Genomic DNA, 19,287 nt, shown 5'->3' on the forward strand with positions numbered 1-19,287 from the left:
GGTGGCTGTGGGCCGGTCCCGCCAGCCTAGCTAGACTGGAGGTAAACCACCCGTGCTGCGATGAACCCCCTCCTAGGCTCCGACATCCGATCCATGGCGCAGCGCAGCGTGCTCTGCTGGCTGGCCACGGCCGACGCATCCGGTCAACCCAACGTCACGCCCAAGGAAATCTTCCCCGTCCTGGACGACGAGCACATCGTCGTGGCGAACATCGCCTCGCCAGGCTCGGCGAAGAACATCCGCGCCAACGCCAAGGTGTGCCTCAGCTTCATCGACGTGTTCGCCCAGAAGGGCTACAAGGTGCTCGGCCTCGGCACGGAAGCCCAGCCCACAGAAGACGGGTACGCACATTGGGTCGCGCCCCTGCGCGCGATGGCTGGCGAGCGCTTTCCCATCCACAGTGTGTTCGTGGTGCGCGCGACAGCGGTGGAGCCCATCGTGGCACCCAGCTACCGGCTGTACCCGTCGGAAACGAGCGAGGAAAAGCAGATTGAATCCGCGCTGCTTGCTTATGGCGTGCAGCGATCAGAACAGGGCGAGCTGTAGACACTACCCAGCCCTCCAATCAGCTCGTGGCACTTGGTTTGCAACTCGGGAGGCACCAGGATGAGCATCACACTAGATGGAGTTGCCTCAACGCGACTACCCGATAGGCTGGGCTTGGAACAGGCAAGACTTGGCGGTCAGGAGCGAAGGCCCGAGACCGCTGTCCGAATCGGATACAACATTCAAATGAACTGCGGCGCATTGACAGAAAACGCGGCTTCCAAGAACCATAGGCTGGTCATCATCGAGGGCATCATGGGCTCCGGAAAGTCCACCACCATGAGGATCGTCGCAAAGGCGCTGGAAGATGCAGGCCGACCGGCACTTGCGATACACGAGCGCACCGACCCCCACCCCGTTCGGGCGACCGATGAGCTCGAACATTGGTTTGAACCCTGGCGCGACTCCACGGCTGAGCAGCTGGCGCATCGAGCCGTTTCAAGGTGGCGTTCGTTTGCTGAAGAGACCCAACGTAGCGGATACGTGCCCGTGCTGGACGGTCAACTCTTCCACGGCGACCTGACCCATCTCTTCCTGATGGAGGCAAGCTTCGATGAACTTGCGGCGTACTGCGAACGCTTGGCCCAAGTCATCGAACCATTGAACCCGCTCGTCGTCTACCTGCGGCAGCAGGATGTTGAACGTGCCGTGCGCATCGTTTGTGCAGAGCGCGGGGAGGACTGGGTGAAGTATCAGGTCGACTGGAAACTGAAGGGACCGTACGCGGTCCGCCGGAATCTCGCTGGTCTCGAAGGCCTCATCGCGCTGTACCAGGACTACCGACTCATGACGGATGCGCTCTATGACCGATTGCGGCTGAACAAGATGGTGATCGAGAATTCCGAACGAGACTGGGCGCGGTACAACCAGCAGATCCTCGAAAGACTTGGGCTAGAGGGTGTCCCACGCGCCAATTGAGTTCCTTGCTCTCAGGCAGAAACCGGCCAGAAGCGGAATTTCAAGGAATGGCCTGAAACCTGTCGTTCAATGACCCTTTCTGGGGTATCACCTCACTATCCGGCATTACTAGAATGCATTTAGGCAACTGCGTGGTTTGTCAGTTTTACTTACACCTGCAAAAAGGCCAAGTAGATTTAGATTTCTTCAATAGCGACAAGACATTAGGGGGGGGACTGAAGAACGGTCCATCACGCGGTCGCCATTTTTCTAGCCGGTTCTGCAATCTGCATCCAGTTAGGGCTCACAGCCTTCGCCAAGGGAGCTTCAAATGGACGATTCATTGAAATTGCATCTGTTCGTTGACAACTCGAACGTCTTGATAGAAGCGCGACGACATGCCTCTATGAAGCGGCGCGGCAAAGACAAGCTCGACCGGGAGTTGGACGATGCTTACGAGGTCGATTGGGGCAAGTTTCTCTTCGTTGTGAAGAGCAAGGGGAACCGACCACTCGCCCAAGTACCAGTTCTTTACGGCTCTCGACCGCCTCCGGAAGATACGATCTGGCAGCGCATTCGCGACGAAGGCTTCGACGTCAAGCTCTTTGACCGGAACATCCGAAACAAAGAGAAGGGTGTGGATATGGAAATGGGTATGGATGTAGTCGAGCGCGTATTGACAGTAACACCTGCAGGAAAGCTAGTTCTAGCCTGTGGCGATGCCGACTTCATTCCTGTTATCTCTCGCGCAAAGAAGCGCGGCTGGCATGTCGAAGTTTGGTTCTGGAGCAATGCGGCGGAAGCGATTAAGAAGGAGGCTAGTGAATTCTGCGTGCTGGACAAGTACCTTCCATATCTGCGCATCGGAGGCGGTGTTGCGTTACCGCCGTAAAGCGAGCCCAACCAGTCGCTCGAGCCGACTTGCGTCGGCAAGCTGCAGCTCGCGACTAAGCTACAACGTTATGGATCAGATTTCTATGTTGCCGACCTGCTGCAAAGGGGCGAAAACAGAAGTCGGAACCAGCTGAAATTGGCCAGACGTGGAAAGCGAATCTGAACACCAATAGCAGGCACTCAAAATTTCTACAGTTTTCGGTATACATCGTGTCAATAACCACAAGTGAGATCATGGATTCACTGCAACTTTTGAATACTGTTAACGGCTTCTACGATCAGGCATTCAACAAGCTCCTGATCGTTACGTTTGGCGTAATTGCCTTTATAGGTGTACTTGTTCCGCTGGTTGTCGGATGGGTACAAATCCGCTCTCTACGCACAGAAAAGGATTCGATCTCGCGTGATCTGAAATCAGAAATCGAAACAGAGAAAAGGAGGATTCGCGAGGCAATCGAACAGAGTGTTAGGGATGAGATGAAGAATGCTCGTTCGGAATTTGCAAGGCGCATCGAAGAACTTAGTGGTGACCTAAAGAAATCAGCAGCAGCCGCAGAAGCTCGGGCATTACACATTCAAGGAATTAGCTCCCTTGAAAGAGGGAATGCACCTAGTTCGGTTGAAGATTTTGCGGCGGCAGTACCCTTATACATCGCTGCAAATGATGAGTTGAACGCGCAGCGTTGTATCGAATCATTAATAGATTTTTGTCTACCGAGGACTGACAAAGAGGAATTCAAGCGCTATAAGGTCAAAGGTTACTGTGAAATTCTCTTAAAAAGTCTCCGCGAAAGTGACGAGAACGGACGATACTTTAATTCCATTGAAAAAATTGAAAAGGCCTTGGATTTGGCCTCCAATCGAGCGGTTCCACGTAAATCCACGGGTGGTGCCTAGCACCAAATTCAAGCCTACGCCTGATGGCTCCGCGTGACTCAAACGTTGAGTGACTGCATTCTTGGGGTTCGACAGGCTGCAATGGGTCGAGAACCCTAGTCCCCGTTCTACGTTCAATTTCTCTGCCTACCCGAATCACTTCACGTCGGACTGTCTATGCTTTTCATCAAGAAGCCATGCCCGTGCTGCGGGTTTGACCATGGATATTCACGTTGGGCCGTCGTCAATTGCTCTGTGTTGAAACCTCTGCGTTGCAAACACTGCAAGCAGTACTTCCACCAGCAAGGGTTGGCTGTGTGGCTGTGGACTTTCCTCTTGTTTCCCTCAGGCATTCTTGTGGTCATTCATTGGTCTCTGGGGCTTGCTGTTTTTCTGGCAGAACTCACCTTGACCGCCCTTTACGTCAATCGAAAAAAGCCGCTCATCCCAGGTCCCAGGCATGGATAGGCTCAGTCAATTTGGCGTCACCCACAGGCATAGGGACAGAGACACCTACTCCCCTGTCACCCGCCCCGCCGGCCTCCCCGCCTTCCCCTTGCTCAAGCGCCTTGCCGTCTGCTTCTGCAGCGCGGCCATGAACTCGGGGCCGCCCAGGGCCCAGCCTTTGAAGGCGGAATCGGTCAGGGCCTCTTGCTGTTGTTGTGTCAGGCCCTCGGCAACCAGGCGGGTGTAGGCGGCTTCGCGGGCGAAAGGGGTGTTGCCCAGGGCCCAGTAGAGGGCGTGGGGCGTGACGAGGCGGTCGGCGCGTTGGCCGATGTGGTGCGTGTGGCTGGACCAAGGGTAGTCCGCGGCCTGGGCCACGAGGCCGGCGCGCACGGGGTTGAGGTCGATGTAGGCCATGCAGGGCAGCAGGTGGCGCTCGGCCTCGATCACGGTGGAACGGTAGCGCCCTTCCCACAGCGTGCCGCTGCGGCCGTGGCGGTCGTTGAACCAGCGCACGTAACGGCGGCCCACGGCCTGCATCATCTTGGGCAGGCCCTCGGCCGTGGCGGGGGTGAGCAGCAGGTGGACATGGTTGTCCATCAGCACGTAGGCGTGCAGGGCGACGCGGTGTTCACGCGCCTGCGTCTCCAGCAGTTGCAGCATCTGCCGCCGGTCCACCTCGTCGCGGAAGATGGCCTGGCCGTCGTTGCCCCGCTGCACCACGTGGTGCGCTTGACCAGCGACGCTGAGGCGGGGCAGGCGTGCCATGGTGGTAGGCCTTGCTGGCGGAGTGTTGAGCGCGCCGCTTCAGGCGGAGGCCGGGCCAGGGCCTGAGCCCGAATCTGAGCCCGGGGCGTGGTCCGCACCTTGAACTGGGCCGTGAGCCGGACCGTGAGCCGCGCCCAGGCGCGCGTAGCGCACGGGCAGCAGGGATTCCAGGCCGAACTCGCCCAGCATGGCGCGCAGGCGCTCGGCGGCGCTGCGCTTCTTCTGGCCGGTGTAACGCGCCAGGATCAGCTCGTTCTTCATGCTGTGCTCCCAGCCCACCAGCTCGGTCACCGTCACCTGGTAGCCCATGGCCTCCAGGTAGAGGCAGCGCAGCACATTGGTGATCTGGCTGCCGAACTCGCGCGTGTGCAGGGGGTGGCGCCACAGCTCGGCCAGCGGCGTGCGCGCCAGGGCCAGGGCCTTGCCGCCGCGCAGCACGCCCGCCACCTCGGCCTGGCAGCAGGGCACCAGGGCCATGAAACGCGCCTGCTTGGCCAGGCCGAAGGCGATGGCGTCGTCGGTGGCGGTGTCGCAGGCGTGCAGGGCCGTGACCACGTCGATGCGCGCGGGCAGTTCGGTGGCACGCTCGGACTCGGCCACGCTGAGGTTCAGGAAGCGCATGCGCTCGAAGCCCAGGCGCTCGGCCAGCTCGCGCGATTTCTGCACCAGCTCGGGGCGGGTTTCGATGCCGTAGATGTGGCCGTCTTTCAGCGCCTTGAAGAACAGGTCGTAGACGATGAAGCCCAGGTAGGACTTGCCCGCGCCGTGATCGGCCAGGGTGGGCGCGGCGTCCGGCGGCAGTTCCTTCAGCAGCGCTTCGATGAACTGGAACAGGTGCAGCACCTGCTTGAGCTTGCGGCGGCTGTCCTGGTTCAGGCGGCCTTCGCGGGTGAGGATGTGCAGTTCCTGCAGCAGTTCCAAGGACTGGCCAGGGCGCAGGCCCAGGTCATCGGCCACGGAGGCTTGGGCCGTCTTGGCAGCATTGCCTGTTTTTGCGGCCTTGTCCGTCTTGGCGTGGCGGGCCTGGGGTTTCATGGCGGCGTTCATGCTCACTCCCCCACGCTGCGGCGGATGTTCAATGCGGCCCAGCCGGCCGCGCCCAGGCGCTCCAGCGCCTCGATGTTGCGTTCGTAAATCATCTCGGCCTCCGGGTAGGCGGCCACGGCGCGGTCAATGCTGCTCTCGCGCAGCAGGTGCAGCACCGGGTAAGGCGCGCGGTTGCTGTTGTTACTCACGTCGTCGTCGACGGTACCGGCGAACTGGTAGTGCGGGTGGAAGTTGGCGATCTGCAAGGTGCCGTCCAGTTCCAGTTCTTCGAGCACGGCGTCGGCTTCGTCGAGGAAATCGTTGAAGTCCAGAAAATCCGCCAGGCACCAGGGCGCGGCCAGCACCGTGGTGTCGCGCAACTCGGCGTCGCTCTCGGCCAGGGCCAGCAGTTCGGCACGCAAGTCCTCGCGCAAAGCGTCGGTGTCGCGCGCGTCGCTGACGGCCCAGTGGATCTGACCCTTCACGTGCACGCCCTTGGCGAAGGGGCAGAGGTTGAGGCCGATCACGGCCTGTTCCAGCCAGTGCCGCAGGTCGGCCTGCACCGTGGCGTGGCGAGGGTCGTCGGCGGGCAGCCTCATGCGCCTTGCTCCCGAGGTTGGCGCGTGTGCAGCCCGCTTTGTTGATTCTTTTGTCGGCGCAGTTGGCGGCCGATGCCCCAGGTCAGCACCAGCCCGGCCAGGGCGCAGGCACCGGTCAGCGCCCAGGTCCAATGCCAGCCGCCCACACGCTGGGCCAGCCAGCCCGCCAGCGGCGGCAGCAGCACCTGGCCTGCGGACGAGCCCTGCTGCATCCAGCCCACCGTGGAGCCCACCGTGCGTTCGCTCGGGGCCAAGCGCACCGAGAGCGCGAACAGCGTGCCGGGGATGACGCCACCCACGGCGGAGAACAGCAGCACCGCGAGGTAGCGCGCCAGGCCAGTCACCGTGGACGACTCCAGGCCCAGCCAGTGCGGCCAATCGGCAAACGCCACGAAAGCCGACACGGCCATCACGCCAAAGCCCGTGCCCAGCACGGAGCGCGCGGGCACATGGGCTTGCAACAGACGGCCCGCACCGACATTGCCCACGATGTTGATCAGCGCCACGCCCGCCGTGAGCAGACCGGCCCATTGCACCGAGATACCGGCCTGCGCGTAGGCCGAGGGCAGGAAGCCGACCACCGCCAACCACTGCGCGGCATAGACGCCGAAGGTCAGGGCCAGCAGCCAGGGGCCGAGGGCGCCCAGGGTCTGGCGCAGACGCGCCGCCCAGTGGTCCGACTTGGCGATCTGAACGGACTTAGCGGTCTGATCGGCCTGCTGCAGACCGGTGCGCGGGGCGTCCGGCGGCAAGGCGCGCGCCACCAGCGCGGCGGCCAGCAAGGCCAGCGCCGCCAAGACCCACCAGCAGGCGGCCCAGCCGACCAAGCCGATGACCCAGGGCGTGGCCAGCAGGGCCAGCGCCGTGCCGGCCGGCATGTACATGCTCCAGAGGCTGAGCGCGGCGTTCAGCCGGCCCGGGGACGGACCCAACGCCCCGCCTTCCAGACTCACGATGCGCCGGATCAGGCCGGGCCCGGGCATGGTCGCCATCAGCACGCCGCAGCCTTCCAGCGCGCGCAGCAGCAGCAAGGCCGTCGCGTCCTGCGCCAGGCCACCGGCCGCGCTGCTGGCGCCCAATAGCAACAGGCCAAAGATCATGCTGCGGCGCAGGCCCATGCCGTCGGCCAGTAAACCCGCCACCACGCCCAGCAGCATGCCGGCCAGTTGCACCAGGGCGAGCATGAAACCCGCCTGCACCAGGGTCAGGTCCAGCGCCTCGCGCAGCACGGGGATGGCGGGCGGCAACTTACCCACATGCAGGGCCGCGGCCACGCCCGCGACGATGACGACCCAGGTCGCCGTCGATGCATGGGCCGTCTGTGTTGTCTGAGCCGCGTTTGTCTTCGGCATACGCTTCATTCCCACAGTGTGCGCCCCGTCAGGCGGCCATGTTCGCGGCTGGCGTAGCGGTCGGTCATGCCGGCGATGTAGTCGGCCACCACGCGCTGCGGGCTCTCGGCCTGCGCAGCTTTATCGGCGTAGCCCTGCTGCATTTCCTGCGGCGCGGCGCAGTAGCAGGCGAACAGCTCCTGGATGACCCGGCGCGCCAGATCCATGGTCTGCGTGACTTGCGGGTGGCGGTAGAGGTTCTGAAACAGGAACTGCTTGAGCGCGATGGACTGCTCACGCATGGCCGCGCTGAAGCCCACTTGCGGCGGCAGGCGGCGCGCCTCGTCGGCGCTGGCCGGGCGGCTGTCGGCCAGGCGGGCCTGGGTCGCGGCGATCACGTCGTAGACCTGGGCGCTGAGCATGCGGCGGATGCTTTCGTAGAGCAGGCGCCGGCCCGCACGCGGGGCGTCGAGGTCAGGATGCTCACGCAGCACCTCGAGCCGATGGGTGTCGAACAAGGGCACGGCTTGCAGCTGCTCCAGCGTGATCAGGCCGGAGCGCACGCCATCGTCGATGTCGTGCGCGTTGTAGGCGATCTCGTCGGCCAGGTTGCACAACTGGGCCTCCAGGCTGGGCTGGGTGCGGTCCAGAAAACGCCGCGCCACGCCGCCGGGCTCGGCCGCTTCCAGCGCCTCGGCGTTGGCGCGGGAGCAATGCTTGAGGATGCCTTCGCGGGTCTCGAAGGTCAGGTTCAGGCCGTCGAACTCGGGGTAACGCTCTTCCAGCGCATCCACCACGCGCAGGCTTTGCAGGTTGTGCTCGAAACCGCCGTGCTCGCGCATGGCTTCGTTGAGCGCGTCCTGCCCGGTGTGGCCAAAGGGCGTGTGGCCGAGGTCGTGCGCGAGCGCGATGGCCTCCACCAGGTCTTCATTCAGGGCCAGGGCACGGGCGATGGAACGCCCGAGCTGCGCCACTTCCAGCGAGTGCGTCATGCGCGTGCGGAACAGGTCGCCCTCGTGGTTGAGGAAGACCTGGGTCTTGTAGACCAGGCGACGAAAGGCCGTGGAGTGGACGATGCGGTCGCGGTCGCGCTGGTGTTCGTTGCGCGTGGGCGCGGGGGCCTGCGGGTGGCGCCGCCCCCGGCTGCGCGCGGGGTCGCTGGCCCACGCGGCGAGCGTCTGCGTCATGGTTCTGCCGATTTCCGTTCCAACCGCCGTTCCGATGCCTACTGCGACTGCCGCTGCGACCGCCATTCAGGCCGCCGCCGCGCAGGCATCGATGACTTCACGCACCAGCGCGTCGGGCGCGCCGCGCACCACGGCCTGTCCGGGCCGCTCGATGAGCACGAACTTGATTTCACCGGCCTCGGCTTTTTTGTCCAGGCGCATGAGGTCCAGGTAACGCCCGGCGTTGTCGTTCGGGTCCAGCACTGGGGCCACGACGGGCAGGCCCGCGCGTTCGATCAAGCGCTTGAGGCGCGCCACGAAGGCCGCGTCCACCAGGCCCAGGCGTTGCGACAGCGTGGCAGCCAGCACCATGCCGCAACCGACCGCTTCGCCGTGCAGCCAGGCACCGTAGCCCAAGCCTGCCTCGATGGCGTGACCGAAGGTGTGGCCGAAGTTGAGGATGGCGCGCAGGCCGCTTTCGCGTTCGTCCTGCCCCACCACCTCGGCCTTGATCTCGCAGCTGCGGCGCACGGCATGGGCCAGGGCCGCGGTGTCGAGCGCGCGCAGTGCATCGATGTGCTGCTCCAGCCAGTCCAGCAGGGCCATGTCAAAGATGGGGCCGTACTTGATGACCTCGGCCAGGCCCGCGCTGAGTTCGCGCGGGGGCAGGGTCTTGAGCACATCCAGGTCGCACACCACACGCCGCGGCTGGTAGAAGGCGCCGATCATGTTCTTGCCCTGCGGGTGGTTGATGGCGGTCTTGCCACCCACCGAGGAATCGACCTGCGCCAGCAGGGTGGTGGGCACCTGCACAAAGGGCACGCCACGCATGTAGCAGGCGGCGGCGAAACCGGTCATGTCGCCCACCACGCCGCCGCCGAGCGCGTAGAGCACGGTCTTGCGGTCCGCGCCGTGGCTGAGCAGCGCATCGAAGATGAGGTTGAGCGTGGCCCAGTCCTTGTGCTGCTCGCCATCGGGCAGCTCCAGCACCGTCACCTGGGCATGGTGCGCCAACAAGGCCTGCTTCAGGGTCTCGGCGTACAAGGGCGCGACAGTCGTGTTGCTGACGATCAGCGCCTGCGCGGCCTTGGGCAGGCCGGCGAAACTGGCCGACCAGGACAGCAGGCCGCTGCCGATGAAGATGGGGTAGCTGCGGTCACCGCCGGACTCGCGCAGGTCGATGCGCACCTGCTGGGGCGAAGTCACGTCGGCAGCGTCCTCGGCCCCCGCCCTGTCCGCGCCGGAGGTCACGGCTTCGGAAACGGAGTAGGACACAGGCCGGATGGACGCAGACGCCGACACGGGCGCCGATGGGGAGATGGAAGACATCCCGCTAGTTTACGTGGGGCCGGGCCCGTCCCAGCGCGTGAACACGGCGCCCCGGAAGACCCGAAACGCCCGCCACGGCGGGGCCGACTCAGGAGGCTGGGCCGGCGGTGGGCGACGGGGCCGCCTCCACCGGGATCACTGCAGCGAGTTCCAGTTGCATCACGATCATGTTGACCAGGCTGCCCACCGAGGGCCGACCGGTTTCGATCACGAAATGCGCGGTTTCGCGGTACAGAGGGTCGCGCTGGGCATGGAGGTCGCGCAGGCGCTGCAGCGGGTCACTGGTTTGCAGCAGCGGCCGGTGCGTGTCGCGTTTGAGGCGGCGCATCAGTTCCTCGGGCGTGGTGCGCAGGTAGATGACACGGCTGTGTGCTCGCAACTGCTGGCGATTGGCGGCGCGCAGCACCGCGCCACCGCCGGTCGAGAGCACTCCACCCGGTCCGTCCGGCACGCTGCCTTGCGCGCAGAGGCTGGCGATGGTTTCGGCCTCCATGTCGCGAAAGCGGTCTTCGCCTTCACGCTCGAAGAATTCACGGATGGAGCAGCCGATGCGCTGCTCGATCACATGGTCGGAATCATGGAACGGCAGATGCAGGCGGCGCGCCAGATGGCGCCCCACGGTGGATTTGCCCGAGCCGGGCATGCCGACGAAGCTGAGGAACAAAGAAGCCGGATTCAAGACAGACGAGGGGAAACGGAGGTCAACGCGTGGAGGGCATGGGGTCCGTCAAGGCCTGGGGGGTGATGAACACCAGCATCTCCCGCTTTTCCGAGCGCATCTCCCGGGCGCGGAACAACGCCCCCAGGCCGGGCAAGTCCCCAAGGAAGGGGATCTTGGTCACGGTTTCGCGCTCTTCCTGCGTGTAAATGCCGCCGATGACGACCGTGCCGCCATTCTCCACCAGAACCTGGGTCTTGACGTGCTTGGTGTCGATGGCGAAGCCGGCCTGGGTGTCCTGGCCCACCGAGTCCTTGCTCACGTCCACCTCCAGGATCACATTGCCCTCGGGCGTGATCTGCGGCGTGACCTCCAACATCAAGTTGGCCTTGCGGAAGGAAATCGACGTTGCGCCGCTGGAGGTCGAGACCTGGTAGGGCAGCTCGGTGCCCTGCTCGATCAGGGCCTTGACCTTGTCCGCCGTGACCACACGCGGACTGGAGACGACCTTGCCCTTACCGTCCGCCTCGAGCGCGGAGATTTCGAGGTTGAGGAAACGCGCGGCGTTCTCGCCAAAGATGGAGACCGCGAAGACCCCGGCCGACTGGCCACCCAGGCCGGGCGAAGGCAGGTTGACGAAGGAACCACCTCCGGCGCCGGCAGCGGTGGCGCTGTAGCTGCCGCCGAAACCGAGGCCCGCGCCGCCCCGGGAAGCGCGGCCACCCGCACCCCCGAGGCGGGCACCCAGGGAACGGCTGAAGGTGTCCGAGGCTTCGACGATGCGCGCCTCGATCAGCACCTGCCGCACCGGCACGTCGATCTTCGTGATCAGGGCCTGCACGGCCTCCAGCCGCGTGGTGATGTCGGTCACGAAGAGCTGGTTGGTGCGCGCCTCGGCGATGGCGCTGCCGCGCGGCCCGAGCAGGCGCGCCGCCGCCACTGCGCCAGCCCCGCCCACGGCCCCTGCGCCGCCCAGTTGCTGGGCCACGTCGGCGGCCTTGGCGTAGTTGAGCTGGAAGCTGCGCGTGCGCAGGGGCTCCAGCCCTTCCTGCGCGGCGCGTGCCTCGTTTTCCTGCCGCTCGCGGGCCACGATCTCCTGCCGGGGCGCGATCCACAGCACATTGCCCTGGCGGCGCTGGTCCAGACCCTTGGTCTGCAGCAGGATGTCCAGCGCCTGGTCCCAGGGCACGTCGCGCAAGCGCAAGGTGACGTTGCCGCTGACTTTGTCGGAGGTGACCACGTTGAAACCGCTGAAATCGGCGATCACCTGCAGCAGGGCGCGGACATCGATGTTCTGGAAGTTGAGCGTCAGCTTCTGCCCGCTGTAGCGCGGCGGTGCCACCGGCTCGTCGGGCGAGGCAGATCGGGGCACGAGGTCCACCACGAACTGGTTGTCGTTCTGGTGGGCGCTGTATTCCCAGGCACCGTCGGCCTCGATGCGCAGGCGCACGCGCTCGCCGACCTGCTGCGCGCTCACGGAGCGCAGTGGGGTACCCAGGGCGCTCACATCCCGCTCCCCGCCCAGCCGCTGCGGCAGGTGCGTGCCCGGAAACTCCACCGTGAGCGCGCCACCGCTGGCGCGGATGTCCGCGGCCACCTCGCTGCTGGGCAGGGCCACGATGACCCGGCCCGAGCCGTCCGCGCCACGGCGCACGTCCAGGGCCTGGATCGGCTCCAGCGGTGGCCGCGCTCCGGCCCGAGCGACCGGGCCGTCCACGTCGTGTGCAGCCCCGGCATCCTCGGATGCGCCCGAGGCCCCACCCAGCACGGCCGTGCCAGGCGCTGCCTGCGCGCCCGGCACGGGGCTGAGGACGATGCGCAAGGTCTGGTGCTGCAATTCGGTTCGGTAGCCGGTGGCCTGCCGCAGATGGACCAGCATGCGCGTGCGCTGCCCCATGGCCAGCAGTTGAACCGAACGCAGATTGCCCTGCTGGATCGCCTCAGTCGCACGTTCAAACACGGGCGCCACCTCGTCTAGGTCAAAAGCGATGCGGGCCGGCGCGTGGCTGAGCAAGCCCGTGGGAGGCACCGCCAGCGGGGCGGACAATTCGATGCGCAGCACTTCCAGGCCCTGCTCGACCGATCCGGCCACCGACACAATGCGCGGGCGGCCCGGGGGCTCTGAGCGTTCGGTCTGCTGCACCGTTTCCTGTGCCACCCCTTGGATCACGCCCTGGGCCATGTCGTGCGGCACCGTCTGCTCCGGCGCCTGCCCGGTTTCCTGGGTTGTCACGGGCAAGCTTGCCTGCGCTGCCTCCTGCTGTGCCGTCGCGTGCGCCATGGGCAGACTGCTCGCGCACCACCAAGCGACCCAGCACCAGCCGGACCAGCGGGTGAGGAAGAGCAAGATCACAAGCGCAACAGGTTTCATGCTTCAACGCCCTTGCAGGGGCAATGTCAGGGTGCGGGCCCCAGCTTCACCCTGGGACCCAGGCGAGGCCAGGCGCAGGGTGATGCCGTCCTCCGAAATGCGCAGCACCTGGGCACGGCCCGTGCCCAGCAGCGCGCCCACCGGTACCTGGTAGATCTGCAAATCCGCCTGCACCAGCGCAACGACTTCTTCGCCCCGGCGCAGACTGCCCACCATGCGCAGGGCGGACAAGGGCCGTGCTTCCAGCGGCTGGTCCGGACCCGTTTCGGTGCGCCGTGGCGATGGACCTGCAAGACGACGTGGGTCGAAAGGGTCCGCCCCCAGGGGCCGCTCGAGCGGCAGGGGGGTCAAGGCCGTCGTCACCGCAGATGGGGGGACGGGCACCGCGAGGGATGCGGTGCCCGCATCCACTGGCTGGCGCTGCTCGGCCAACCAGTCGCGCAAGTCCGGTTCCTCAGCCCGTTCGCACGCAGCACAGACCAGGGCCAGGGCGAGCATGGCTGGGAACCGCCCGCCACCCAAGCACCCGCGCACGCTCCTGCGCGGCAGCCACGAGCTGCCTGGCACGGGAGTCTTGTGCTGCATCACGGTTTGCCCGGGCTAGTGGGGGCAGGAGCCGCCGCTGTCTGCCGAGGCGCGGCGAGCGGCCTGCTGGCCCGGGCCACCAGGTCCAGCGCCAGCAGGCCGCCGGGTTCTGCGCCGGTGTCTCCTGCCTCACCCTTGCTGGCACGGGGCAGCAGCATCAGACGGTCCAGCACGACCCCAGGGGTCAGCGTCGCCAGATCGGTGACAAAGGCGGTGATGTCCGGGTAGGTCCCGAGGGCGCGCAACGTGAACGGCAACTCCTCATGGTGCGGGCGCGTCACGGGCTGGCCCGGCCTGAAAAGCTCGAAGCGCAGCCGCCCCCGGCCTGCCCGATGGATGTCCCGCAGCAAGGCTTCCGTCCAAGCCTGCGCGGCGACGGGCGGGGTCTCGCCGGGCGGATGTGACCACAAGGCATCGTGCAAGGCCACCCGCTGCTGGCGCAAGGCCACCATGGCCTGGCTCTGCGCGAGCCGGCTGCGATAGTCCTCCCGCCCCTGCCGCGCCTGGGCTTGCAATTGGTCCAGCAGGCGCATGTCGCTGCGCAGGCTCAGCTGCCCGAGCAGCAGCGCGGCCAGGACGGCGATCAGCAACAACAGGCCCCCGCGCGCCTGCGCAGGCCATGCGTCGGGCGCGGACCAGGACGCAGGTAGGAAGCTCATGGTGCGCGCCTCCTATCAGGGCTCACGCCTGGCATGGGCGCCGCCTCAGCGTTCGTGGGGGCCGGCGCCACGGCGGGCGGCGCAAGGCGGGTCCGCACGGTGAACCAGGTCGTCCGCGCCCGCGTGGCGTCTTGTTGAGTAGGTACGGCCTCGGCATCCGCAGTGTCCGGCCCGGTCATCCACACGCCGGTGAATTCGACCAACTCGGGCTGCTGGAAGCCGGAGCCTGGCGTGGCCAGATGGCGCAGCAAGCCCGACAGGTCTTGCTCGGAGCGCGCCACGCCGCGCAAGGTGACCAGCTCACCTTCCTGGGCCAGGCTTCTGAGGTAAAGGCCTTCGGGCAGTGCCTGAGGGATCAGGCGCAGCAGACGCGCGGCGCGGACACGGCTGGCCTGCAGCTCGGTCCAGGCCTCGATGTCCGCCCGCAACACGGCCATGCCCTGGAGCTGGGCATCGAGCCGGCCGACCTCGCGCGCCAGCATGGCGTTGAGCGCGCGTTGCGCGGCCACGCGCTCGCGCCCCTGCAGATGCAGCAGGCCCGCCGCGACCACGCCCACACTCAGGGCCACCAGCACGGCGCGCCTGAAGCTGCCGCGTGATCGCGGGCCCTGGTCGCGCGGCCGAGGCAACAGGTTGATCGCGGGGGTCATGGTTGAAACCCGCGCAAGGCCAGGCCGCAGGCCTGCAGATAAGCCGAAGCGGCGCTTTCTTGCGGCGCGGTCACGCCCTGGGCTCCCTGGGCTCCCTGGGCTCCCTGGGCGTCCCAAGCGCGCCTCGCGCGCGTGATGCGCCAGGCGGGCGGGCGTCGGTGCACCATGCCCTCGAAAGGGTTCGCGACCCGACAGGGACACGCCAGCAAATCCGACAAGGCTTGGGCCAGGTCCGCGCAATGGTCCACCGCGCCCATCAGCCACAGGGCGTCGAGGGGACCCGCCGCCATGCTGGCCTGGGACAGGGCCGGCGCAAGCGCTTGGGCCCATTCCAGGCCCGCGCCTGCGTGGTGTTGCGTGCTGACACCGCCCAGGTCATGGCGCAGATGCTGGTTCGCATGGATGAGTTCGTCGCCGCGCAGCAACTGCCAGTCAACGCGGTCCGCACGGAGATCAAGCAGGGCCACGATGGGCTCGGCGCGCGGGCGCGGGTCCGCCAGCCCGTCAGCCCCTGCCCCTGCAGGCCGAGACATGGAACGCGCCATCAGGTGTCGCACGGCACGGCGCGCCGCGAACGCGGCCACGTCCACCGCCACCGGTTTCAGGCCCACCGCCTCGGCCAGGGCCTGCAGCTCACGCACGCGCTCGCGTCGCGCGGCCACGAGCAGCAGATCCATCGGGTCCGCGTCTTGCACCCGCCGCACAGGCCACGGCGCATGCGCTGACCCGTCCTGAGCGGCCAAGGCCGCACGGGGTTCCAACACGGCGTAGTCCAGGTACACCTCCTGCAAGGGTACGGGGATGAGCCGCTCGGCCTCCGACCGCACCCGGGTCTGCAGTTCTTCGGCCGCGAGCATCTGGGGCAGCGTGATGCGCCGCACGATCACCGCTGCCTCTGGCAAGGCCATGGCCACATGGACGGCACGCACGCCGGAGCGTCGCAGCAGGCGCGACACAGTCTGAGTGAGGGCATCGAAGTTGTCGACCCGGCCGTCGACCAGGCAAGCTGGGGCCATCGGCTCGCAGGCGCAATGTTCGAGCACCAACTGTCCCCGGCTGGTCCGCCCCAGGGCGACCAGCCGGGCCGCGTCAGGCTGCAGGTCCAGGCCGAGCAGGGCTTGTGACGGGCGACGCGGTGACAGCAAGGGCATGGGCATCCTTCCGAAGAGACGAATCCATCGCCAAAGCCCTCGGAAGCGGGACGATCCGGCTTTCCTGGGCAGGCGTCTGGATCGTAGCAGCGGGTTTCGCACGTGATGTCCGAAATGTGAGCTTCACCAAGCCTCCGTTTAAAAGCTTGCACTCACATTCTTTCGATTTTTATGACTCGAACACTGACCCGCTCAACCCTTGGCCCTGGACGGCCAAGCCTCGCACAGCCCACATGATTTTTATAATGGCGGCTCTTCGGAAATGCCATGCCGCCTTGGTGAACCGCCCAGGCGCAAGTCGCAACCCGGCATGGACCCGCCTGCGCGTGCTGACGGCCTTGATGGCCCTGCCCCAGATTCCCACCACCCGAGGCCGCCCGGCCAGACAAGAGCCCCATGTCAGCCGATGATCATTCCTCTCCGCCCCGCGCTTCCCGCCTGGGCGCACAATTCGCCCACATGAAATCGACGCTCTCCCGACGCTGGGCCACCCTGCATCCCTTCGCGCGCATTGCGGTGTGGGCTGCTGGCATCGGCGCGGCCGGCTTGCTCAGCGGCCTGATGCTGCTGGCGCTGGCCATGGCCTTCGCCTTCCCCAACCTGCCGGACGTGTCCGATCTGTCCGAGTACCGCCCCAAGCTGCCACTGCGCATCTATTCGGTCGAGGGCGAACTGCTCGGCGAATTCGGCGAGGAGCGCCGCCGTTTTGTCCCGATTGAAAAAATCCCGCGTGCGCTCACGAACGCCGTGCTGGCCATCGAGGACGCCCGCTTCTACCAGCATGGGGGCGTGGACTACGTGGGCATGGCGCGCGCCGTGCTGGCCAACCTGCGACGGGTCAACAGCCAGGGTGCGTCGACCATCACCATGCAGGTGGCGCGCAACGTCTACCTCTCGTCCGAGAAGACCTACACGCGCAAGATCTACGAAATCCTGCTGACCTACAAGCTCGAGCACCTGCTAAGCAAGGACCAGATCCTCGAGATCTACATGAACCAGATTTACCTGGGTCAGCGCGCCTACGGCTTCGCCGCCGCGTCGGAAACCTACTTCGGCAAGCCGCTCAAGGACATCTCGGTCGCCGAGGCCGCCATGCTGGCCGGCCTGCCCAAGGCCCCCTCGGCCTACAACCCGATCAGCAACCCCAAGCGCGCGCGGGCACGTCAGCTCTACATCATCTCGCGCATGCTGGACAACGGCTTCATCACGGAGGAGGAGGCCGCGGTCGCCCGGGCCGAGGAAATCGTGGTGCGCACCCTCAACCCGCAGGGCGAGCGCCCCGGCCAGGGGCATGCCGAATACGCCTCGGAAATGGTGCGTCAGATCATCTTCGCCCAGTATGGCGAGGAAACCTACACCCGTGGCTTGCGCGTCTACACCACCATCCGCGCTGGCGAGCAGGAGGTGGCCTACGCCGCGCTGCGGCGCAGCATCATGGACTACGAACGGCGCCAGCCTTACCGGGGACCTGAGAAAGTCATCGCCCTGCCGGCGCAGACCACCGACAACGCTGACGCCATCGCCGAAACCGTGGCCGAGGCGTTGATGGAGCATCCGAACAACGGCGACCTGTTGAGCGCCGTGGTGCTCGACGCCGAGCCGCGCAAAGTCACGCTGATGCAGCAGGACGGCGAAACCCTGGAAATCACCGGCGCTGGCCTGCGCTACGCCGCGGAAGGTTTGTCTTCCCGCGCTTCGCCGACCATCAAGATCCGGCGCGGTGCCATCGTGCGCATCCGCCAGATGAACCCCGAGGACCCGGCCAAGAACCAGGCCGCAACCTGGGAAATCCTGCAGCAGCCGGAAGTGGAAGGCGCTTTTGTCTCGCTCGACCCCCGCAACGGTGCCATCCATGCCCTGATCGGCGGTTACGACTACGACAAGAACAAGTTCAACCACGTCACCCAGGCCTGGCGGCAACCCGGCTCCAGCTTCAAGCCCTTCATCTACTCGGCGGCGCTGGAGAAAGGCTTCACGCCCGCCACCGTGGTCAACGACGGACCGCTGTTCTTCGAGCCTGAAACCACCGGCGGCCAACCCTGGGAACCGAAAAACTACGATGGCGTGTTCGAAGGCCCGATGCCGCTGCGCCGCGCGCTGGCGCGCTCGAAGAACATGGTGTCGATCCGCGTGCTGGACGCCATCGGACCGCGTTACGCCCAGGAGTGGATGGCGCGCTTCGGTTTCGAGCCGCGCCGGCACCCCGCCTACCTGACCATGGCCCTGGGCGCGGGCACCGTCACCCCCATGCAGATGGCCGTGGGCTACTCGGCGTTCGCCAATGGCGGCTACCTGGTCGACCCCCAACTGATCACCAAGATCACCGACCCCAACGGCAAAGTGCTGGTCGAACCCCCGCCCGTGGTGCTGGACGAAAGCATGCGCACGCTGGAGCCGCGCAATGCCTTCATCATGTCCACGCTGCTGCAGGAGGTGACCCGCGTCGGCACGGCCGCGCGGGCCCAGGCCCAGCTCAAGCGCCCCGACATCTACGGCAAGACCGGCACCACCAACGATTCCATGGATGCGTGGTTCGCGGGCTACCACCCGACGTTGACGGCGGTCACCTGGATCGGCTACGACACCCCGCGCAAGCTGGGTGACAAGGAAACTGGTGGCGGTCTGTCCCTGCCGGTCTGGATCAGCTACATGGAATACGCCCTGCGCGGCGTGCCGGTGCAGGAAGTGATCCCGCCCGAAGGCGTGGTGCAGACCGGCATCGACTGGATGTACGCCGAGCATGCCGATGGCGGCGGCGTGCAGTCCCTGGGCATGGACGAGGACAACGGCGGCATGATGATGACCCTGCCCGGCGGCATCATGCCCAACCTGCCCTACAGCCCGCCCCCGCCAGACGAGCCACAAGGCGCGTCGCAGGGTGAGGAGCGTTCGCGCATCCTCGACCTGTTCCGCCGCAACTGAGACGAGCAAAACAGAAGCGTCTGGGTGCCGTGACGGTGCCCAGACGTTTTTCTTCAGGCCCGCAGTAGCCCTTAGCTCAGGCCGAAAATGCCAGGGGCACGCGCGCCTGCTCGCTGGCGTAACGCGACAGGCTGGCGAAGAATTCGCCCTGGCCCTTGGTGTCCATCCAGCGCTGGCCGTCGAACTTGAAGTGGAAACCACCAGCCCGCGCGGCCAGCCAGATTTCATGCAAGGGCTTTTGCAGGTTCACGACGATCTGGCTCCCATCGGGGAACACCAGGGTCACCATGCCGCCCGTGCGCTGGTTGTCGATGTCCGCATCGCTCTGCTCGTTGATGCGGTCGCAGTTCGCCTCGATGGCGCGCAGCACGGCCTCGGCGCGGTCCAGGAATTCCAGGTCAGTCATACAATTTCA

18 protein-coding genes are annotated in these 19,287 nt (G+C 65.9%); 5 read left to right on the forward strand and 13 right to left on the reverse strand.

What is annotated here, in order from left to right:
- The first annotated feature begins 60 nt into the window (after positions 1-60).
- The 4 genes from AZ34_RS14945 (at position 61) to AZ34_RS18435 (ending at position 3,234) form a co-directional block, all read left to right on the forward strand.
- On the forward strand, positions 61-546 hold the full coding sequence (locus AZ34_RS14945; protein WP_035609497.1) for a pyridoxamine 5'-phosphate oxidase family protein: 486 nt from the start codon (positions 61-63) through the stop codon (positions 544-546).
- Between the two features lie 186 nt (positions 547-732).
- Complete coding sequence (locus AZ34_RS14950; protein ID WP_231495544.1) at positions 733-1,464, forward strand: hypothetical protein; 732 nt, start codon at positions 733-735, stop codon at positions 1,462-1,464.
- Positions 1,465-1,774: 310 nt separating this feature from the next.
- A complete protein-coding gene (locus AZ34_RS14955; protein ID WP_035609499.1) occupies positions 1,775-2,335 on the forward strand; it encodes an NYN domain-containing protein in 561 nt (186 codons plus the stop codon).
- Positions 2,336-2,571: 236 nt separating this feature from the next.
- Positions 2,572-3,234, forward strand: coding sequence for a hypothetical protein (locus AZ34_RS18435; RefSeq protein ID WP_155831834.1), 663 nt, complete (start codon positions 2,572-2,574; stop codon positions 3,232-3,234).
- Between the two features lie 492 nt (positions 3,235-3,726).
- On the opposite strand, the gene AZ34_RS14960 is transcribed toward AZ34_RS18435, so the two are convergent.
- From AZ34_RS14960 to pilM, 12 genes are all read right to left on the reverse strand, one after another.
- Positions 3,727-4,425 (reverse strand): REP-associated tyrosine transposase, encoded by a 699-nt coding sequence (locus tag AZ34_RS14960; RefSeq protein WP_035609501.1) that lies wholly within the window; start codon positions 4,423-4,425, stop codon positions 3,727-3,729.
- 39 nt (positions 4,426-4,464) lie between these two features.
- On the reverse strand, positions 4,465-5,472 hold the full coding sequence (locus AZ34_RS14965; protein ID WP_419670220.1) for a class I SAM-dependent methyltransferase: 1,008 nt from the start codon (positions 5,470-5,472) through the stop codon (positions 4,465-4,467).
- 2 nt (positions 5,473-5,474) lie between these two features.
- Positions 5,475-6,050 carry a DUF1415 domain-containing protein gene (locus tag AZ34_RS14970; RefSeq protein WP_035609504.1) on the reverse strand — a complete coding sequence of 192 codons (576 nt, stop codon included), beginning with the start codon at positions 6,048-6,050 and terminating at the stop codon, positions 5,475-5,477.
- Positions 6,047-7,402, reverse strand: a complete 1,356-nt coding sequence (locus AZ34_RS14975) for a CynX/NimT family MFS transporter (RefSeq protein WP_051509901.1) — start codon at positions 7,400-7,402, stop codon at positions 6,047-6,049. The genes AZ34_RS14970 and AZ34_RS14975 overlap by 4 nt, the downstream gene beginning before the upstream one ends.
- Before the next feature lie 5 nt (positions 7,403-7,407).
- Positions 7,408-8,568: a deoxyguanosinetriphosphate triphosphohydrolase gene (locus AZ34_RS14980; RefSeq protein ID WP_035609507.1), complete on the reverse strand. Its 1,161-nt coding sequence runs from the start codon at positions 8,566-8,568 to the stop codon at positions 7,408-7,410.
- 66 nt (positions 8,569-8,634) lie between these two features.
- Complete coding sequence (gene aroB / locus AZ34_RS14985; RefSeq protein ID WP_231495545.1) at positions 8,635-9,876, reverse strand: 3-dehydroquinate synthase; 1,242 nt, start codon at positions 9,874-9,876, stop codon at positions 8,635-8,637.
- Between the two features lie 88 nt (positions 9,877-9,964).
- Positions 9,965-10,540 carry a shikimate kinase gene (locus AZ34_RS14990; protein ID WP_035609510.1) on the reverse strand — a complete coding sequence of 192 codons (576 nt, stop codon included), beginning with the start codon at positions 10,538-10,540 and terminating at the stop codon, positions 9,965-9,967.
- A 37-nt stretch (positions 10,541-10,577) separates the two neighbouring features.
- Positions 10,578-12,905 (reverse strand): type IV pilus secretin PilQ, encoded by a 2,328-nt coding sequence (locus AZ34_RS18800; protein WP_231495546.1) that lies wholly within the window; start codon positions 12,903-12,905, stop codon positions 10,578-10,580.
- A gap of 3 nt (positions 12,906-12,908) precedes the next feature.
- On the reverse strand, positions 12,909-13,403 hold the full coding sequence (locus tag AZ34_RS17715) for a pilus assembly protein PilP (protein WP_197026566.1): 495 nt from the start codon (positions 13,401-13,403) through the stop codon (positions 12,909-12,911).
- Positions 13,404-13,489: 86 nt separating this feature from the next.
- The gene (locus AZ34_RS17720; protein WP_051509905.1) at positions 13,490-14,149 is read right to left on the reverse strand and encodes a type 4a pilus biogenesis protein PilO; all 660 of its coding nucleotides are present in this window, start codon (positions 14,147-14,149) and stop codon (positions 13,490-13,492) included.
- Positions 14,146-14,799 (reverse strand): PilN domain-containing protein, encoded by a 654-nt coding sequence (locus AZ34_RS15010; RefSeq protein WP_035609513.1) that lies wholly within the window; start codon positions 14,797-14,799, stop codon positions 14,146-14,148. Before AZ34_RS15010 ends, AZ34_RS17720 begins: the two co-directional genes overlap by 4 nt.
- Positions 14,796-15,950 carry a type IV pilus biogenesis protein PilM gene (gene pilM / locus AZ34_RS17725; RefSeq protein ID WP_197026567.1) on the reverse strand — a complete coding sequence of 385 codons (1,155 nt, stop codon included), beginning with the start codon at positions 15,948-15,950 and terminating at the stop codon, positions 14,796-14,798. Before pilM ends, AZ34_RS15010 begins: the two co-directional genes overlap by 4 nt.
- A 459-nt stretch (positions 15,951-16,409) precedes the next feature.
- On the opposite strand from pilM, the gene AZ34_RS15020 reads away from it, so the two are divergent.
- Positions 16,410-18,872, forward strand: coding sequence for a penicillin-binding protein 1A (locus tag AZ34_RS15020; RefSeq protein WP_231495547.1), 2,463 nt, complete (start codon positions 16,410-16,412; stop codon positions 18,870-18,872).
- A gap of 76 nt (positions 18,873-18,948) precedes the next feature.
- Here AZ34_RS15020 and cyaY read toward each other — a convergent pair whose 3' ends face one another.
- On the reverse strand, positions 18,949-19,278 hold the full coding sequence (gene cyaY / locus AZ34_RS15025; RefSeq protein ID WP_035609518.1) for an iron donor protein CyaY: 330 nt from the start codon (positions 19,276-19,278) through the stop codon (positions 18,949-18,951).
- Between the last annotated feature and the right edge of the window lie 9 nt (positions 19,279-19,287).

Source organism: Hylemonella gracilis str. Niagara R, from assembly GCF_000600295.1.
Lineage (GTDB): Bacteria > Pseudomonadota > Gammaproteobacteria > Burkholderiales > Burkholderiaceae_C > Hylemonella > Hylemonella gracilis_A.

What these genes read in the sequence shown, in the direction of transcription:
- AZ34_RS18435 (WP_155831834.1), top strand. Translation starts at nt 2,572, where the DNA reads ATGGATTCACTGCAACTTTTGAATACTGTTAACGGCTTCTACGATCAG.
- AZ34_RS14965 (WP_419670220.1), bottom strand. Translation starts at nt 5,472, where the DNA reads ATGAACGCCGCCATGAAACCCCAGGCCCGCCACGCCAAGACGGACAAG.
- AZ34_RS15010 (WP_035609513.1), bottom strand. Translation starts at nt 14,799, where the DNA reads ATGACCCCCGCGATCAACCTGTTGCCTCGGCCGCGCGACCAGGGCCCG.
- AZ34_RS14945 (WP_035609497.1), top strand. Translation starts at nt 61, where the DNA reads ATGAACCCCCTCCTAGGCTCCGACATCCGATCCATGGCGCAGCGCAGC.
- AZ34_RS14975 (WP_051509901.1), bottom strand. Translation starts at nt 7,402, where the DNA reads ATGCCGAAGACAAACGCGGCTCAGACAACACAGACGGCCCATGCATCG.
- AZ34_RS17720 (WP_051509905.1), bottom strand. Translation starts at nt 14,149, where the DNA reads ATGAGCTTCCTACCTGCGTCCTGGTCCGCGCCCGACGCATGGCCTGCG.
- aroB (WP_231495545.1), bottom strand. Translation starts at nt 9,876, where the DNA reads ATGTCTTCCATCTCCCCATCGGCGCCCGTGTCGGCGTCTGCGTCCATC.
- AZ34_RS14955 (WP_035609499.1), top strand. Translation starts at nt 1,775, where the DNA reads ATGGACGATTCATTGAAATTGCATCTGTTCGTTGACAACTCGAACGTC.
- AZ34_RS17715 (WP_197026566.1), bottom strand. Translation starts at nt 13,403, where the DNA reads ATGCTCGCCCTGGCCCTGGTCTGTGCTGCGTGCGAACGGGCTGAGGAA.
- AZ34_RS14950 (WP_231495544.1), top strand. Translation starts at nt 733, where the DNA reads ATGAACTGCGGCGCATTGACAGAAAACGCGGCTTCCAAGAACCATAGG.
- AZ34_RS14960 (WP_035609501.1), bottom strand. Translation starts at nt 4,425, where the DNA reads ATGGCACGCCTGCCCCGCCTCAGCGTCGCTGGTCAAGCGCACCACGTG.
- AZ34_RS15020 (WP_231495547.1), top strand. Translation starts at nt 16,410, where the DNA reads ATGAAATCGACGCTCTCCCGACGCTGGGCCACCCTGCATCCCTTCGCG.
- AZ34_RS14980 (WP_035609507.1), bottom strand. Translation starts at nt 8,568, where the DNA reads ATGACGCAGACGCTCGCCGCGTGGGCCAGCGACCCCGCGCGCAGCCGG.
- AZ34_RS18800 (WP_231495546.1), bottom strand. Translation starts at nt 12,905, where the DNA reads ATGAAACCTGTTGCGCTTGTGATCTTGCTCTTCCTCACCCGCTGGTCC.
- cyaY (WP_035609518.1), bottom strand. Translation starts at nt 19,278, where the DNA reads ATGACTGACCTGGAATTCCTGGACCGCGCCGAGGCCGTGCTGCGCGCC.
- pilM (WP_197026567.1), bottom strand. Translation starts at nt 15,950, where the DNA reads ATGCCCTTGCTGTCACCGCGTCGCCCGTCACAAGCCCTGCTCGGCCTG.
- AZ34_RS14970 (WP_035609504.1), bottom strand. Translation starts at nt 6,050, where the DNA reads ATGAGGCTGCCCGCCGACGACCCTCGCCACGCCACGGTGCAGGCCGAC.